Source organism: Variovorax soli, from assembly GCF_031454625.1.
In the GTDB taxonomy this organism is placed as follows: Bacteria; Pseudomonadota; Gammaproteobacteria; order Burkholderiales; family Burkholderiaceae_C; genus Variovorax; species Variovorax soli_A.
This window is the reverse complement of record NZ_JAVDRF010000002.1, coordinates 514,965-531,300: the sequence shown is the minus strand read 5'-3', so window position 1 is coordinate 531,300 and position 16,336 is coordinate 514,965. Positions and strand designations below refer to the sequence as shown.

The following is a 16,336-nucleotide window of genomic DNA, read 5'->3' as shown; positions in this document are numbered from 1 at the left end:
CTGCGCTGCGGGCACCTTCGGACGGCCGGGCGGCGTTCATGCCTCGCTGCCCGGTGTCCAGCGCCCGCTGGCCGCGACCACCTCCGCCACCCGCACCTCGAAGCGAAGGCCTCGCGAGGCGCCGCTCTCGGGGCTGAGGTCGATCCGCAGCGTGCTGCCCGGGCGCACCGGCGCGAGGAACTTGGCCGCCGCGAGCGTGGGCCGCGGGCCCAGCCGGGCCGCCAGCGCGGGCACGCCCTGCGCGGCCTCCAGCACCTCGGCCAGCAGCAAGGCGCCGGGCAGCAGCGGCTGGCCCGGGAAATGGCCGGCAAAGGCCGGGTGGTCCAAAGGCACCTCGTGCGTGAGCTGCACCGGCGTGCCGTCGGACGCGAGCTGCGCCAGCGCGAACTCGCGCAGCGCGCGCGCCGTCAGCTTGCCGGTGCCCTCGCGCGGGAAGGCGTTCACGTGCACCACGCGGCGCGGCACGAAGACGGCTTCGAGCCGCTCGCGCAGCGCGGCGATGATGCCGTGGGCATCGAGCGTGGGCGCTACCACGAAGGCGACCGGGCGCACCACGCCGTCGGTGACGTCGTCGGGCAGCCAGAAAGCGCCGTCCTCCACGCCCGGGATGCTGTTGAGGTGGTGGTTGAGGTAGCCCAGCGAGCTGCGCCGCCCCGCCACGTGGATCAGGTCGTTGGCGCGCCCGAGCAGGCGGAAGTGCCGGTCGTCGACGAGCTCCAGCACGTCGGCCATCGGCGTCGGCTCGGGCACGAAGTCGCCCGCGAAGACGAAGCGCTCGGCGCCCGCGGCGTCGTGCTCGGCATGCACGCGGATCTCGCCGAAGGTCTCCCAGACCTCGCTGCGGGTCGGCCGGCGGGTCGCGACCTGGCCCGACTCGGTGCTGCCGTAGATCTCGATCATCCGGCCGCCCATGGCCTGCTCGGCCTGGGCCGCGAGCTGCGGCGAGAGCGGCGCGGTGGCCGAGAGGATGAGATCCACCGGCGGCAGCGCGATGCCCGAGAGCAGCAGCGTCTTGAGGTGGAAGGGCGTGGTCACCAGCGCTCGCGGCTGCGGCACCGAGGCCAGGGCCTGGGCCACGTCCGCCGGGAAGAAGGGCCGGCCGCTTTCGAAGGCGGCACCGCCCAGCATCGCGAGCAGCGCCGAGGATTCGAGCCCGTAGCTGTGCTGCACCGGCACCGTCGCCACCAGCGTGAGGCCGGCCAGCGAAGGGCGCCCGAGCAGCGCCGACAGGCGCCCAACCGCGGCGGCCACGTCGCCCACCAGCGTCTTCCAGGACTTGGCGTGCGGCTGCGGCGTGCCGGTGGAACCGGAGGTCAGCAGGCTCACCGCATGCAGGCTGGCCGCGATCGTGGGCACGAAGGGCTCGCCTGGGCCTGCCGGGGGCGGCCGGTGCTCGATCAGGACGCGTGGCATGCCGGGCGTCGCAAGGCCCGCATCGTCCGCCACGGCATAGGTGAGGGAGCCCGGCTCGACCAGGCGCGCCAGCGTGTCGGGCCGCGCGTCGGGCGGCAGCAGGCTGGCCTGGCCGCGCACCAGCGCCGCGGCCAGGCCCAGCGCAAAGGCGTAGCGGTCGGTGCAGAGGTTGACCACCGGGCCGCCGTCCGGCAGCTGCGGGGCCAGGCGCGCCACGTCGGCCAGAAACTCGCGCGCGCTCACCGGCACGCCTGCACGCCAGGCGAGCGGCGCATCGAGATCGCGCTCGGCCAGCAGCGGAAGAAGTTCGGGGCTCAAGCTCGGGTCGCCTTCATGGCCGCGGCGCCGGATCGGCTGGCGCGTTGTAGAAGGCACGCACCGCGTCGATCAGGCGCGTGCGCTCGAATTCGGGGTGCAGCCGGTAGCGCAGCAGGTATTCGCCCACGAAGAGAATTCCCACCATCAGCGGCGTCAGCAGGTTGGCCAACACCGACCAGGCGGCGAAGGACATGGTGGCATAGACGATCACCGAGGCCAGCACCATCAGTGCGAAGTAAACGGTCCAGACCCAGGTCACGCGGCAGGTGTAGTCGCGCATCGCGGGCGACAGCGGATGGATGCGCGCGGCGAACTGGCCAATGAGCGAGAGCCGGTCGCGCCGCAGCGTGCCGCCGAACCAGCCGCACAGCAGCGCGTTGATGCCCGCGTGCTGCAGCATGTAGAGCCGGTTGGGATCGCCCGCATCGCCGCGCAGCACCAAGGCGAAGCCCAGCACGCCGGCCAGCGCCGCGATCGCAAGGCCCCAGCTGCCGAAGCGGCTACCCGCGATGCCCAGCGCCGTCAGCCAGAGCGGACCGAGCAGCACTCCCACCGCCCAGGGCTCGGCGGCGTGGAAGAGCATCATCCAATGGGAAACGCCGGCATAGCCCACCCCCGCGAGCAGCAGGAGCGCCATGCGCCATCGAGACATGGGTCAGGAGTCGCCGCGATTCTGGGCGACGTGGGCTGCGAGGCTGCGCAGCGACTGGAAAATCTGCTGGTTGCGCTCGTCGTCCGAGCGCAGCTGGAAGCCGTACTTGCGCGAGACCTCGAGCGCGACCTCGAGGATGTCGATCGAATCGAGCCCCAGCCCTTCACCGTAGAGCGGCGCCTTCGGCACGATCTCGGCGGGTGCGATCTCCAGATTCAGCGACTCCACCAGAAGCACGGCCAGCTCGTTCTCCAGAGCGGACTGTTCGGGTGCATCGTCAAGAGCGGAAATGGGGGGCTGGGTCGATGACAAAAGAGGCTCCGAGAACTTTGGAATGAACTATCGCACGGGGTCGGAATTATAGGAGGCGGCCCCGGATGGCTTGGATAGACTGCGCTCAATCCTCAAACCGCCGGAGCACCCCATGGCCGCCCCCCTCCTGATCGCCCGCCACGACAGCATCGAATGCAATCTCCTGCCCGGGCTCGCCAACCGCCACGGCCTGATCACCGGCGCCACCGGCACCGGCAAGACCGTCACCCTGCAGACCATGGCCGAGAAGCTCTCGGCCATCGGCGTCCCGGTGTTCATGGCCGACGTCAAGGGAGACCTGACCGGCATCAGCCAGCCGGGCAGCATCGGCGAGAAGATGGCCGCCACCCTCAAGGACCGCGGCCTCGAGCCGCCCGAGTCGCTGGCTTGCCCCGCCACCCTGTGGGACGTGTTCGGCGAGCAAGGCCACCCGGTGCGCGCCACCGTCTCGGACATGGGGCCGCTGCTGCTGGGCCGCATGCTCGACCTCAACGAAACCCAGGCCGGCGTGTTGAACCTGGTGTTCAAGATCGCAGACGACAGCGGCCTGCTGCTGCTCGACCTCAAGGACCTGCGCGCGATGCTCCAGCACGTGGGCGAGAACGCGAGCCAGTTCACCACCGAATACGGCAACATCAGCGCCGCCAGCGTGGGAGCGATCCAGCGGGGGCTGCTGCAGATCGAGAGCCAGGGCGGCGACAAGTTCTTCGGCGAGCCCATGCTCAACATCTCGGACTTCATGCAGACCGAGGGCGGCAAGGGCGTGGTCAACATCCTGGCGGCCGACAAGCTCATGAATTCGCCCCGGCTCTATGCGACCTTCCTGCTGTGGCTGCTGTCGGAGCTGTTCGAGCAGTTGCCCGAGATCGGCGATCCGGAGCAGCCCAAGCTGGTGTTCTTCTTCGACGAGGCGCACCTGCTCTTCAACGAGGCGCCCAAGGCGCTGGTCGAGCGCATCGAACTGGTGGTGCGGCTGGTGCGCTCCAAGGGCGTGGGCGTGTTCTTCGTGACGCAGAACCCGCTGGACATTCCCGATTCGGTGCTGGCCCAGCTGGGCAACCGCGTGCAGCACGCCCTGCGCGCCTTCACGCCGCGCGACCAGAAGGCGGTGAAGGCGACCGCCACCACCATGCGGCAGAAGCCTGGCCTGGACATCGAGGCCGCGATCACCGAGCTGGCGGTGGGCGAAGCGCTGGTGAGCTTCCTCGACGACAAGGGGCGGCCCAGCGTCACCGAGCGCGTCTACGTGCTGCCGCCGGGCAGCCGGATCGGGCCGATCACGCCGGCGCAAAGGCAGGCGTTGATGGCGAATTCGCTGGTGGCCGGCGTCTACGAGAAGGCGGTGGACCGCGATTCGGCCTACGAGAAGCTCAAGGGACGCGCCGAGTCGGCGCCCGATGCGCCGCCCGTGGCTGCCGGCAAGCCCGGCGCCGCGACACCGGCCGAATCGGGCGGCGTGATGGGCAGCCTGAACGAGATCCTGTTCGGCTCGACCGGACCGCGCGGCGGCAAGCGCGACGGCCTGGCCCAGACCATGGCGAAGTCCGCGATGCGCACGATGGGGACGCAGGTGGGCAAGGAGATCCTGCGCGGGGTGCTCGGAGGGATCTTCGGGGCCAAGTCGCGGCGCTGAGGGCGCCGCAGAACGCGGGAATCGGTGCGACCGCCTCACCCGATCCTGCTGCCCGCAGCGTCCTTCACCACCGGAGCATCCGGTGCCCGATCAGCGCACCCGCCGCCACCGGCAGCGCCATCCCCATCACATACCAGATCGCCAGGAACGGTGCTGCCAGCTCCGGGCAGTGCAAGGCATAGACCGCGGCCCCCGCACCCGCCGACATGGCACCGGCCGCTGCGCCGGCCAGCGCAGGCCGCGTCGGCGCGAGGCTTTTCAGTGCCACCAGCGAGGCCACGAACACCGGCAGCGCGATGAACGCGATGTTGAAGACGCAGGTCCGCCAGGTCTGCCCCCACACCATCGCCGCGCGCTCGTCGACCGGCGCCATCAGCCAGGCCGCCAAGCCCAGCGCCCACACCAGCAGCACCGGCACGGCCACGCCCAGCCAGGCCGCGCGCACGCGTACCCCGGGCCGCGCCAGCCGCTGCACGAGCACGAAGCCGGCGACGGCGACACAGGCCGGGAACAGCAGCTTGACCCAGAACATCGGCCAGAACAGGGTCTGCACGAGGTCGCGCCGCACGCCGTATTCGAAGACCATCGTGGCAACCGACAGCGGCAGCCCGACGGCGAGCGCCAGCGCCAGGCGTCGCGCAGCCGCATGCCGCTGCACCGGCTCCGCTCGGGCAGCAAGCAGCGCGACGAGCTCGTCTGTTTTCATGAGGGGGATCTTCCGATCTTCGACGCCAGCGCCTTGAGCCCGCGATGAATGCCCACCTTGACCGCGGACTCCGACATGCCGGTCAGCCGTGCCGCCTCGGCCACCGACAGGCCCTCGAGCTTGACGTGGACGATCGGCAACCGATGCCGGTCCGGCAAGGTGTCGAGCAATCCGGCCAGGTCGCGGCGCGCATCGCTGGCCTCGGTGGCCGAATCGGCGAACACGGCAAGGTCGTCGTCCAGCGGTTCGTGCAGTGCCTCGCGGCCGGCCTTGGAACGCAGCAGGTCGATCATCTTGTAGCGCGCGATCGCATGCACCCAAGCCGTCAGCGGCTGGTCGCTCTGGTAGGTGTGGCGCTGGTTGTGCATGGCGAGCAGGCATTCCTGGACAAGGTCTTCCACTTCATCGGGCCAACCGAACAGCCGCCTGGCCAGAAAAGCGCGCAGGTGCGCGCTGAGCTTCTGCAGGAAGTCCCGATAGGCCACGGCATCGCCATCCAGGCCGCGCACGAACAGCTCGTGCAGCACCGTCTCCGCATCGCTCTTTGCCATCGGGCTCCCAGTGGTCATTCGGGCTTCGGCGCGTGCCGGTTACAGCACTGCGCAAAAAAAGAAATCCGGCGGATTGTGCCGTGCGCTGTAACGGCGACCGCAGGGCCGGCGAAGTAGAGACGACTGCGCCGAGCGGCGCGGTTGCAACCTTCACTCACTTACTGGAGCTCGTCCATGATCACTCGTCCCCTCGCCATCACCGCCCTCGCCCTCGGCGCTCTCGCCGCCGGTTCCGCCATGGCCCAAGACACCAAGCCCATGGGCGACAAGATGGCCACCATGGAGAAATGCTACGGCGTCTCGATGGCCGGCAAGAACGACTGCGCCGCCGGCCCGGGCACCACCTGCGCGGGCACCTCGAAGGTGGACTACCAGGGCAACTCCTGGAAGAACGTGCCGGCCGGCACCTGCACCACGATCAAGACGCCGAAGGGCATGGGCTCGCTGACGCCCATCAAGTCCTGACCACGCAGCCCGCCGCGCCATGCCCTCCCCTGCACTCAGCACCGGGCTCGGCCTCAAGGCCGAACACTACGACGCCGCCGTGTCGGCGCAGGCCGAGGGCCTTTGGTTCGAGGTGCATCCCGAGAACTACATGGTGGCGGGCGGGCCGCGCCTCGGCTGGCTCGAGGCGGTGCGCGAGCACCATCCCGTCTCGCTGCACGGCGTGTCGCTCTCGCTGGCGGGCGAGAGCGAGCCCGATGCCGCGCACCTCCAGCGGCTGGCCGCGCTCGCCGATCGCATCCGGCCCGCGCTGATCTCCGAACACCTGGCCTGGTCGGCCTGGAACGGGCACTACTTTCCCGACCTGCTGCCCTTCGAGCGCAGCACCGAGGCCCTGCATCGCATCGCGGCCAACATCGGCCGCACGCAGGACGCACTGGGCACCGCGATCGCGATCGAGAACCCCTCCCACTACCTGCGCTTCGACGGCCACGGCTGGGACGAGATCGACTTCCTCGCCGAGCTGGCACGGCGCACCGGCTGCACGCTGCTGCTGGACATCAACAACGTTCACGTGTCGGCACGCAACCTGGGCTACTCGGCCGAGGCCTGGCTGGACCGCTTTCCGCAGGCGCTGGTGAGCGAAGTCCATCTTGCCGGCCATTCGCACGACCCCGCGCTGGGCGAGGCCTTGTTGATCGACTCGCACGATGCGCCTGTCGCGCCGGAAGTCTGGGCGCTCTATCGCCGCTTCATCGCGCGCGCCGGCGCGAGGCCCACGCTGATCGAGCGTGACGGCAACGTGCCCGGCTTCCGCGAGCTGATGCACGAGCGCGACGTGGCCGAAGCGGCGCTGCGCGAAAGCGCCGGCGCACTGGAGGCCCGGTCATGAGCTTCCAGGCTGCCTTCGCCCAGGCCCTGTTCGACCCCGATGCGGCGACCGACCCGGCCGTGCGGCAGCTCATCGGTCAGCCCGCCTTCGCGGTCTATCGCAACACGATGATGAAGGGCTGCCTCGACGCGCTGGAGGCCAACTTCCCGGCCGTTGCGCGGCTGGTCGGCCGTGAATGGTTCCGCGCCGCGGCCGCACTGCATGCGGCAGCCAGCCCGCCGCGCGATGGAAGGCTGTTGCATTACGGCGAAGGCTTCGCCGATTTCCTCCGGCGCTTCGAGCCGGCGGCCGATCTGCCTTACCTGCCCGATGTCGCGCGTCTCGACGCGCTGTGGCGCGAGGTCCATGCCGCCCCCGACGCAGCACCGCTCGACGCAGCGCGGCTGTCGCGCCTGGCACCGGAGCGCCTCGCATCCCTGTCGCTTCAGCCCCATCCGGCCGCGCGCTGGGCCTGGTTCGCCGAGCAGCCGATCTACAGCATCTGGTCGCGCAATCGCGGCACCACCCACGAAGCTGCAGACGAAGAACTCGCCTGGCACGGGGAAGGCGCGCTCCTCACGCGACCTGCCGATGCCGTGACCTGGCATTCCATCGACCGAGCCGGCTGCGCCTTCCTGGATGCCTGTGCCAGCGGCCTGCCACTGGGCGAGGCCGCCGAGCAGGCCTTGATGCTCGATGCCGACTGCGACCTCGCAACGCTGCTCCAAACCCTGCTGCGTGCCGGGGCCTTCATCAACACCGATCTCCTCATCGAAAGCACACCATGACCATGAGCACGAACACCGCCGCCGCCGACTCCTTCGCGCCGCCCGATGCGCACGGCCTGCGCGCACGCTGGAACCGCCTCGCGGAACTGCTCACCCGCCTCGTGCCGCACGACCTGCTGGCGCTGGCCACACGCGTTGGCATTGCCGCCATCTTCTTCCTCTCGGGACGCACCAAGGTCGAGGGCTTCCTCACGCTGACCCCCAGCGCCTACGAGCTGTTCCGCACCGAGTACAAGCTGCCCCTGCTGCCGCCCGAGCTCGCGGCGCATCTCGCGGCCTATGCCGAGCACCTGTTCCCCGTCTTGCTGGTGCTGGGCCTCTTCACCCGGCTGTCGGCCCTCGCGCTGCTGGGCATGACGCTGGTGATCCAGCTCTTCGTCTATCCCGACGCATGGCCCACGCACCTGTCGTGGATGGCGCTGCTGCTCTACCTCGTCGGGCGCGGCGGAGGTGCGCTGGCGCTCGACCGGGTGTTGCGCATCGCGTGAAGGCCCGCGGCGCGCGGCTTGCCAGCCGCAGGAGCCCTCGCTACATTGTGTTTTTTGAGGGCCCGCAATGTCCGTTGACGCCGTTCCGACTCCTTCCTCGCCGACGCTTTCCCCGCATCCTTCCGAGCCCTCCCCCTCCGCGCCGGTCGCCACCTCGCCGGCCTCCTCTTCCCCGCAGCGGCCGCATATCCGCCTGACCTCGCATGCCGGCGGCATGGGCGCGCTGCCGATTCAGTGGGGCGCCGCCAACGCCGCCGAGCGCGGCCCGGTGGTCGGCACCACCACCAAGCGCGCGCACCGCAACGTGATCGGCACGCACAGCGGCTCCTACAGCGTCTATCGCGCGCTGGCCGTGGCGGCGGGTGCACTCAAGCGCGAGCACAAGGCCGACCTGACCAACACCGCGCCCACCGACGTGATCGGGCCCTATCCGCAATGGGGCGAGCCGGGCCGCATCGTTTCGCTCGATCCGTGGGGCGCCGTGGTGGCCGACGTCTTCGCGGCCGAGCTGGCAGCGGGCTACGACATCCGCCCCACCATCGCGATCACCAAGGCGCATGTGATCCTGCCCGAGGTCATCGAGGCCTTGCAGAAGGGCCGCCTCGTGGCCGATGGCAAGTTCCTCACCCCCGGCGGCGCGGCCATCGTCACCAAGGCCGCGATCGAGCCGGTCTGGTACCTGCCCGAGGTCGCGCGCCGCTTCGGCTGCTCCGAGACCGACCTGCGCCGCGTGCTCTTCGAGGAAACCGGCGGCATGTACCCCGAGCTCGTGACCCGCTCCGACCTCGAAGTCTTCCTGCCGCCCATCGGCGGCCAGACCCTGTACATCTTCGGCAATCCGCGCGACCTGGCGAATCCGGAGGTCGAGCTCACGGCGCGCATCCACGACGAATGCAACGGCTCCGACGTCTTCGGCTCCGACATCTGCACCTGCCGGCCCTACCTCACGCATGCGATCGAGGAGTGCATCCGCGGCGCGCAGCGCGGTGGCGTGGGCCTCATCGCCTACTCGCGCAAGGAAGGCCGCGCGCTCGGCGAGGTGACCAAGTTCCTGGTCTACAACGCGCGCAAGCGCCAGGTCGGCGGCGACACGGCCGACCAGTACTTCGCTCGCACCGAATGCGTGGCCGGCGTGCAGGACATGCGCTTCCAGGAGCTGATGCCCGATGTGTTCCACTGGCTCGGCATCCGCAAGATCCACCGCCTGGTGTCGATGAGCAACATGAAGTTCGACGCCATCGCCGGCTCGGGCATCGAGATCGGCGAGCGGGTGAACATCCCCGACGAGCTGATCCCCGCCGACGCGCGCGTCGAGATGGACGCCAAGATGGCGGCAGGCTACTTCACGCCGGGCGTGGTTCCCGACGCCGAGGAACTCAAGAAAGCCAAGGGAAGGAATCTCGATTCATGAGCAAGGACAACTACGGGCTCGACCCCGACCGGCCCACTTCGAACGCCGCCGTGCGCCATGCCGATGCCGATGGTCATGTGGACCCCGCCCTCGAGTTCGTGGAAGACACCACCCGGCCCGCCGGCGCCGTGGCGTTCCTGCGTTCCACCCGCGCGATCCGCATTCGCGCCGCGGCGCTGCTGGCGCGTGCGCGGCGCGGCGAGTCGGAGTGGTTCACCATCGGCGACGAGGCAGCGCTCGAAGAGACCGCGCGCACCGTGGCAGGCGTGACGAACGAGCGCTACCCCTCCGGTCCCATCCCCTTTCACAGCCGCTGGCGGCACTTCGAGGCCGGCGACGTCAACCGGATGGAGGAGCTCGACCGCCTGCTGGGCAACCTCAACCCGACGGAGCGCGCCCGCGCCCATATCGATCTGGTGTTGGTCAGCGTGCTGCTCGATGCCGGCGCCGGTCCCTACTGGCACTACACCGAGCCTGCCAGCGGCAAGCGCTTCACGCGCTCCGAGGGACTGGGCGTCGCGACCTTCCATGCCTTCACCAGCGGCTTGTTCTCCTCCGATCCGGATCGCCCGCTGCAGGCCGACGCCGCGGGGCTGCGCGGCCTCGTGACCGACCGGCTGGGCGATGCGTTCCAGGTGAGCGACATGAACCCGCTGGTGGGCCTCGCCGGCCGCGCGACCTTGCTGCGCCGCCTGGGCGAGGCCATGAGCGAGCAGCCGGAGACCTTCGGCGAGGACGGCCGCCCGGGCGGCATCTTCAACGCGCTGGTGAGCCCGCTCGGCCCCACCGCGCCGCCGACGGCCGAGGTCACGGCGCACGAGATCCTCTCGCTGCTGCTCGAGTCGCTCTCGTCCATCTGGCCGGCCGCCAATAGCATCGACAGCCTCGCGACCGACGGCAGCGACGCAGCGGGCGGCCTCCCCAGCGGCGATCCGGCGCTGGCACTGGGCGACTGCTGGCGCCACCACGCCGTGCGCGGGCCCGGGCTCACCAACGGGTGGATGCCCTTCCACAAGCTTTCGCAGTGGCTCACCTACTCGCTGATCGAGCCCTTCGAGTGGGCCGGCGTCAAGGTGCGCCACCTGGAGGCGCTCACCGCGCTGCCCGAATACCGCAATGGCGGCCTGCTCATCGACAGCGGCGTCATCGTGCCGCGCGACCAGGACCTGCTGGAGCGCACCTGGAAGGTCGGCGACGAGTTCATCGTCGAATGGCGCGCGCTGACCATCGCGCTGCTCGACGAGCTGGTGCCGCGCGTGCGCAAGGCGTTGGACCGCAACGAGGACGAGCTGCCCCTGGCCCGCGTGCTGGAAGGCGGCACGTGGGCCGCGGGCCGCGTGCTGGCACAGCGCTTGCGTGGCGGCACGCCACCCTTGCGCATCGAAAGCGACGGCACTGTCTTCTAGACTCTCTCTTTCGAAAAACGCCAACCAGCCCTTCCCATGAGCAACGTCCACCTCGTCGACCATCCTCTCGTCCAGCACAAGCTCACGCTGATGCGCCGCAAGGAGGCCAGCACCAACAGCTTCCGGCGCCTCCTCAACGAGATCAGCATGCTGATGGCTTACGAGGTCACGCGCGACATGCCGATGCAGGACATCGAGATCGAGACCCCCCTCGAGACCATGAACGCCAAGGTGATCGACGGCAAGAAGGTCGTGCTTGTCTCCATCCTGCGCGCCGGCACCGGCATCCTCGATGGCATGCTCGGCGTGGTGCCCGGCGCGCGCGTGGGCCACATCGGCTTGTACCGCGACCCGAAGACGCTCACCGCGGTCGAGTACTACTTCAAGATGCCGGGCGAGATGGGCGAGCGCGACTGCATCGTGGTCGATCCGATGCTGGCGACCGGCAACTCGGCGGTCGCTGCGGTGGAGCGGCTCAAGGAACTGAATCCGAAGTCGATCAAGTTCGTGTGTCTGCTGACCTGCCCCGAGGGCATCCGCACCATGCAGGCGGCGCATCCGGACGTGCCCATCTACACCGCGGCCATCGACCGCGAGCTGAACAGCCATGGCTACATCCTGCCGGGGCTCGGAGATGCCGGCGACCGCATCTTCGGGACGAAATGACGCTCGCCCCCAGGTTGCCCGGCACTTCGTGTCCGGGCGCCCACCCCCTACCGGGGGCAACACCAGCGGCCCGGCAAAGCCGGTTCCGCGGTGTTCCCGAATGAATTGCCAACCCGAGGAGAAGCCTGTGCCCCCACGCCGCCGATTGATCGTCCGCTCCATCGCCCTGGCCGCAGCGCTCGCAGGCGGCGCGCCCGGCCTTGCGTTCGCGCAGGCCAAGCTCAAGGTGGCGGCGGTCTACACCGTGCCCTTCGAGCAGCAATGGGTCGGCCGCATCCACAAGGCGCTGAAGGCGGCCGAAGCGCGCGGCGAGATCGAGTACAAGGCCACCGAGAACGTCGCCAACGCGGACTACGAGCGCGTGATGCGCGAGTACGCACAGGCCGGCAACCAGTTGATCCTGGGCGAGGTCTTCGGCGTCGAGGCCGCGGCGCGCAAGGTCGCCAAGGACTTCCCGAAGACAGCCTTCCTGATGGGCTCCTCGCTGAAGCCGCAGGCACCCAACTTCTCGGTCTTCGACAACTACATCCAGGAGCCGGCCTATCTGTCCGGCATGGTGGCCGGCGGCATGACGAAGACCAACAGGATCGGCATGGTGGGCGGCTTCCCCATCCCCGAGGTCAACCGCCTGATGAATGCCTTCATGGCCGGCGCGAAGGAAACCAACCCCAAGGTGGAGTTCAGCGTGAGCTTCATCAACAGCTGGTTCGATCCGCCCAAGGCCAAGGAGGCCGCTTTCGCGATGATCGACAAGGGCGCCGACGTGATGTACGCCGAGCGCTTCGGCGTCAGCGACGCGGCCAAGGAAAAGGGCAAGCTCGCCATCGGCAACGTGATCGACACGCAGGACAAGTACCCCGACACCGTGGTCGCCTCGGCCCTTTGGAACTTCGAGCCCTCGGCCAACCGGGCGATCAAGCTCGTGAAGGAAGGCAAGTTCGTCGCCGAGGACTACGGCCCCTATTCGATGATGAAGCACAAGGGCTCGGAACTGGCGCCGCTGGGCACCTTCGAGAAAAAGGTACCGCCCGAGATCGTCGCCAAGGTCAAGGCGAAGGAAGCGGACATCCTTGCGGGCAAGTTCACGGTGAAGGTGGACGACAGCCAGCCCAAGTCCACCGCCAAGTAAACACGATGGGTGATTCCGTGCTGCGGCTGCGCGGCATCACCAAGCGCTTCGGCAGCCTGGTCGCCAACGACGCGATCTCGCTCGAGCTCGGTGCCGGCGAGGCGCTCGCGCTGCTGGGAGAGAACGGCGCCGGCAAGTCAACGCTGATGTCGATCCTCTTCGGCCACTACACCGCCGACGCCGGCGACATCGAAGTCTTCGGCCGGCCCCTGGCGCCCGGCTTGCCCAAGGCTGCGCTGGCCGCCGGCGTGGGCATGGTGCACCAGCACTTCACGCTGGCCGACAACCTGAGCGTGCTCGACAACGTGATGATGGGCACCGAGCCTTTGTGGCAACCGTTCTCGCGGCGAAGCGCGGCGCGCGCCAGGCTGCTCGAGGTCTCGGCGCGCTTCGGGCTACCGGTGAAGCCGGAGGCCCGGGTCGGCAGCCTGTCGGTGGGCGAGCGGCAGCGGGTGGAGATCCTCAAGGCGCTGTACCGCGGCGCGCGCATCCTGATCCTCGACGAGCCCACCGCCGTGCTCACCCCGCAGGAAAGCGAGGCGCTGTTCGGCACGCTCTCGCAGATGGTGACCGGCGGGCTCTCGATCATCTTCATCAGCCACAAGCTCGACGAGGTGCTGCGCGTCTCGCACCGCATCGCGGTGCTGCGCGGCGGCAGGCTGGTGGCGCAGGCGCCGACGCGCGAGACCACGCGGGCGCAGCTGGCGCTGTGGATGGTCGGCCATGCGGTGGCGGGCGTGAAACGCACGCCAGCGCTCCAGGTGGGCGATGCGGTCTGCGTGCTCGACCACGTGCGCACGGCGGGCAGGGGGCATGACCGGCTGCTCGATGTTTCGTTGAGCCTGCGCGCCGGCGAGATCACGGCCGTGGCGGGCGTTTCCGGCAACGGCCAGGTCGCGCTGGCCGAGCTGCTCAGCGGCACCCGGCGTGCGACCGGCGGCAGCGTGCAGCTGATGGGACGCGCCCTGCCCGCCTCGCCCGCGCGCCTGGTCCGGCGCGGCGTGGCCCGCATTCCCGAGGACCGGCACGCGGTCGGCGTGGTGGGCGACCTGCCGGTGTGGGAGAACGCCGTGTCCGAGCGGCTTCGCAACGCCGGCTTCTCGCGCTGGCTCTGGGTTCGGCGGGCGGCAGCGCGTGCCCACGCACGCCGCGTGGAGCAAGCCTTCGACGTGCGCGGCGCGGGGCTGGACGCACCGGCGCGCGCACTGTCGGGCGGCAACATGCAGAAGCTGATCCTCGGCCGTGCGCTGCTGGCGCCGGATGCGGCGAAGAACAAGACGGCGCGGCTGATCGTTGCGCACCAGCCGACCTGGGGCCTGGACGTCGGCGCGGTCGCCTATGTGCAGCAACAGTTGATCGCGGCGCGCGACGCCGGCGCCGCGGTGCTGCTGATCTCCGACGACCTCGACGAGGTGCTGGCCCTGGGAGACCGGGTGGCCGTGATGCACGGCGGCCGGCTGGGTGAGCCGCGCCCTGCCTCGGCCTGGACGCGCGAAGCCATCGGGCTCGCCATGGCGGGCGCATGAGCGCTCCGCGTTGCCCCGCAGAGCACCGAAGCTGGGGACCGCACCCGTGATGCGGCTGGAGCGCCGCCACGAGACCTCGCGCGCCGCGCTGCTGCTGGCGCCGGTCGGCGCGATCGGCTTCACGCTGCTGGTCAGCGCGCTGCTGGTGCTGTGGGCCGGCGCGCCGGTGGGCCGCACCTACGCACTGCTGCTGCAAGGCGGCTTCGGGTCGGTCTTCGCCTGGAGCGAGACGCTGACGCGCGCCACGCCGCTGATCCTCACCGGCCTGGCCGCCACCGTGGCCTTCAAGGCCCGCCTCTACAACATTGGCGCGGAGGGGCAGTTCTACGGCGGCGCGCTCGCTGCCGTAGCGGTGGGCGGACTGCACGGCGGCACCGGCTTCGCGCTGCCGGCCTGGCTGCTGTTCCCGCTCATGATGGCGGCCGCCGCCTGCGTGGGCGCCCTGCTGCTGCTGGGCCCCGCACTGATGAAGAACAAGCTGGGCGTGGACGAGGTGGTGACCACGCTGCTGATCAACTTCATCGTGCTGCTCGGCGCCTCGGCGCTGCTCGATGGTCCGATGAAGGACCCGAGCGCGATGGGCTGGCCGCAGAGCGTGTCGCTGCAACCCGAGCTCGAGCTGAGTCGGCTGGTCGCGCAGACCCGCGTCCACACCGGGCTGCTGTGGGCCGGCGTGCTGGCGCTGCTGGCCTGGGTGCTCTTCAAGTACACGGTGATCGGCTTCGACATCCGCGCGCTGGGCGCCAACGCGCGCGCGGCGGCCTTCGCCGGCGTGCCGGTCACGCGCACCCTGGTGCTGGTGGCCTTGATCTCGGGCGCGCTGGCGGGGCTGGCCGGCGCGATCGAGGTCGCGGGCCGCACCAGCTATGTCACGCTGGACATGTCGCCGGGCTACGGCTACAGCGGCATTGTGATCGCGATGCTGGCCGGGCTGCATCCGCTGGGCGTGCTGGCCGCGGGCGTGTTCGTGGCCGGCGTGCAGGTGGGCGCCGACACCATGAGCCGCGCGATCGGCGTGCCCACCTACATCGCCGACGTGATCGTCGCGGCCTCGCTGATCGCGGTGCTGGTGGCCACGCTGCTGACGCAATACAGGGCACGATGGAAATAGCCGAGATCCTTTCCAACCAGGCCTTCTGGGTGGCGGTGCTGCGCATCGCGACGCCGCTGGTCTTCGGCACGCTGGGCGTGCTGCTGTGCGAGCGCGCGGGGGTGTTGAACCTCGGCATCGAAGGCATCATGGTCGCGGGCGCCTTCGCGGGCTGGCTCGCGGTGTATGCCGGCGCGCCGCTGTGGGCGGGCGTGGCGGTGGCGGCGATCGCCGGCGCGGTCTTCGGGCTGCTGCATGCCTTGCTCACCGTGGGGCTCGCGCTGTCGCAGCACGTGTCGGGGCTGGGCATCACGCTGCTGGCGACGGCGCTCAGCTACTACGGCTACCGCGTGAGCTTCCCGAAGGTGAACACGCCGCCGACGGTCACGCCCTTCGCGCCGATGGAATGGCTGCCCATCCCCGTGCTCGACGCGCAGACGCCGCTCACGCTGCTGGCGCTGCTGCTGGTGCCGCTGCTGGCGTACCTGCTCTACCGCACGCCGATGGGACTGGCGCTGCGCATGGTGGGCGAGAACCCGCAGGCGGCAGAGGGCCAGGGCGTGTCGGTCGCGGCGGCACGCACCGGCGCGATCGTGGCCGGCTCGGCCCTGATGGGCGTGGCCGGGTCCTTTCTCACGCTCTCGGCCTTCAACGCCTTCTTCTTCAACATGGTCAACGGCCGCGGCTGGATCTGCGTGGCCCTGGTGGTCTTCGCCTCCTGGCGGCCGGGCAAGGCCCTGCTGGGCGCCTTGCTGTTCGCCTTCTTCGACGCGCTGCAGCTGCGGCTGCAACAATCGGGCGACGCGCTGCTGCCATACCAGCTGTACCTGATGCTGCCCTACGTGCTGTCGATCGTGGCGCTGGTGCTGGTGGCGCGCAAGGCGGGCTATCCGCAGGCTCTCATGAAGCCGTATCGCAAGGGAGAACGCTGA

17 protein-coding genes are annotated in these 16,336 nt (G+C 69.9%); 12 read left to right on the top strand and 5 right to left on the bottom strand.

The features are described from left to right. Nucleotides 1–36: 36 nt before the first annotated feature. Genes J2739_RS06445 through J2739_RS06435 form a run of 3 tightly spaced genes read right to left on the bottom strand, consistent with a single transcriptional unit; the run spans nt 37 to nt 2,695 of the window. Complete coding sequence (locus J2739_RS06445; RefSeq protein ID WP_309899693.1) at nt 37–1,731, bottom strand: ApeI family dehydratase; 1,695 nt, start codon at nt 1,729–1,731, stop codon at nt 37–39. Between the two features lie 13 nt (nt 1,732–1,744). Further along, the gene (locus tag J2739_RS06440; RefSeq protein ID WP_309899691.1) at nt 1,745–2,383 is read right to left on the bottom strand and encodes a COG4648 family protein; all 639 of its coding nucleotides are present in this window, start codon (nt 2,381–2,383) and stop codon (nt 1,745–1,747) included. A 3-nt stretch (nt 2,384–2,386) separates the two neighbouring features. Beyond that, on the bottom strand, nt 2,387–2,695 hold the full coding sequence (locus J2739_RS06435; protein ID WP_309899689.1) for a phosphopantetheine-binding protein: 309 nt from the start codon (nt 2,693–2,695) through the stop codon (nt 2,387–2,389). Nucleotides 2,696–2,807: 112 nt separating this feature from the next. On the opposite strand from J2739_RS06435, the gene J2739_RS06430 reads away from it, so the two are divergent. Further along, entirely contained in the window at nt 2,808–4,328 is a 1,521-nt protein-coding gene (locus J2739_RS06430) for a helicase HerA-like domain-containing protein (protein WP_309899687.1), read from the top strand. Nucleotides 4,329–4,392: 64 nt separating this feature from the next. Here J2739_RS06430 and J2739_RS06425 read toward each other — a convergent pair whose 3' ends face one another. Both J2739_RS06425 and J2739_RS06420 read right to left on the bottom strand, forming a co-directional pair. Next, nucleotides 4,393–5,034, bottom strand: coding sequence for an NrsF family protein (locus J2739_RS06425; RefSeq protein ID WP_309899684.1), 642 nt, complete (start codon nt 5,032–5,034; stop codon nt 4,393–4,395). Further along, entirely contained in the window at nt 5,031–5,603 is a 573-nt protein-coding gene (locus tag J2739_RS06420; protein ID WP_309899680.1) for a sigma-70 family RNA polymerase sigma factor, read from the bottom strand. Before J2739_RS06420 ends, J2739_RS06425 begins: the two co-directional genes overlap by 4 nt. A gap of 156 nt (nt 5,604–5,759) precedes the next feature. Here J2739_RS06420 and J2739_RS06415 point away from each other — a divergent pair, with 156 nt between their 5' ends. From J2739_RS06415 to J2739_RS06365, 11 genes are all read left to right on the top strand, one after another. Further along, nucleotides 5,760–6,050 (top strand): BufA1 family periplasmic bufferin-type metallophore, encoded by a 291-nt coding sequence (locus tag J2739_RS06415; protein ID WP_309899678.1) that lies wholly within the window; start codon nt 5,760–5,762, stop codon nt 6,048–6,050. Between the two features lie 19 nt (nt 6,051–6,069). Next, the gene (gene bufB / locus J2739_RS06410) at nt 6,070–6,921 is read left to right on the top strand and encodes an MNIO family bufferin maturase (RefSeq protein WP_309899676.1); all 852 of its coding nucleotides are present in this window, start codon (nt 6,070–6,072) and stop codon (nt 6,919–6,921) included. Further along, the gene (locus tag J2739_RS06405) at nt 6,918–7,688 is read left to right on the top strand and encodes an HvfC/BufC family peptide modification chaperone (RefSeq protein WP_309899674.1); all 771 of its coding nucleotides are present in this window, start codon (nt 6,918–6,920) and stop codon (nt 7,686–7,688) included. The genes bufB and J2739_RS06405 overlap by 4 nt, the downstream gene beginning before the upstream one ends. Nucleotides 7,689–7,690: 2 nt before the next feature. After that, entirely contained in the window at nt 7,691–8,176 is a 486-nt protein-coding gene (locus J2739_RS06400) for a DoxX family protein (protein ID WP_309899672.1), read from the top strand. Nucleotides 8,177–8,243: 67 nt separating this feature from the next. Next, on the top strand, nt 8,244–9,587 hold the full coding sequence (locus tag J2739_RS06395) for a GTP cyclohydrolase II (RefSeq protein WP_309899670.1): 1,344 nt from the start codon (nt 8,244–8,246) through the stop codon (nt 9,585–9,587). Then, nucleotides 9,584–10,993, top strand: coding sequence for a DUF1688 family protein (locus J2739_RS06390; RefSeq protein ID WP_309899668.1), 1,410 nt, complete (start codon nt 9,584–9,586; stop codon nt 10,991–10,993). Before J2739_RS06395 ends, J2739_RS06390 begins: the two co-directional genes overlap by 4 nt. Before the next feature lie 36 nt (nt 10,994–11,029). Next, entirely contained in the window at nt 11,030–11,659 is a 630-nt protein-coding gene (gene upp, locus J2739_RS06385; RefSeq protein WP_309899666.1) for a uracil phosphoribosyltransferase, read from the top strand. 127 nt (nt 11,660–11,786) lie between these two features. After that, nucleotides 11,787–12,788, top strand: a complete 1,002-nt coding sequence (locus J2739_RS06380; RefSeq protein WP_309899665.1) for a BMP family protein — start codon at nt 11,787–11,789, stop codon at nt 12,786–12,788. A 5-nt stretch (nt 12,789–12,793) separates the two neighbouring features. Next, a complete protein-coding gene (locus J2739_RS06375) occupies nt 12,794–14,314 on the top strand; it encodes an ABC transporter ATP-binding protein (RefSeq protein ID WP_309899662.1) in 1,521 nt (506 codons plus the stop codon). A 49-nt stretch (nt 14,315–14,363) separates the two neighbouring features. Further along, complete coding sequence (locus J2739_RS06370; RefSeq protein WP_309899973.1) at nt 14,364–15,425, top strand: ABC transporter permease; 1,062 nt, start codon at nt 14,364–14,366, stop codon at nt 15,423–15,425. Beyond that, entirely contained in the window at nt 15,416–16,336 is a 921-nt protein-coding gene (locus J2739_RS06365) for an ABC transporter permease (RefSeq protein WP_309899660.1), read from the top strand. The genes J2739_RS06370 and J2739_RS06365 overlap by 10 nt, the downstream gene beginning before the upstream one ends.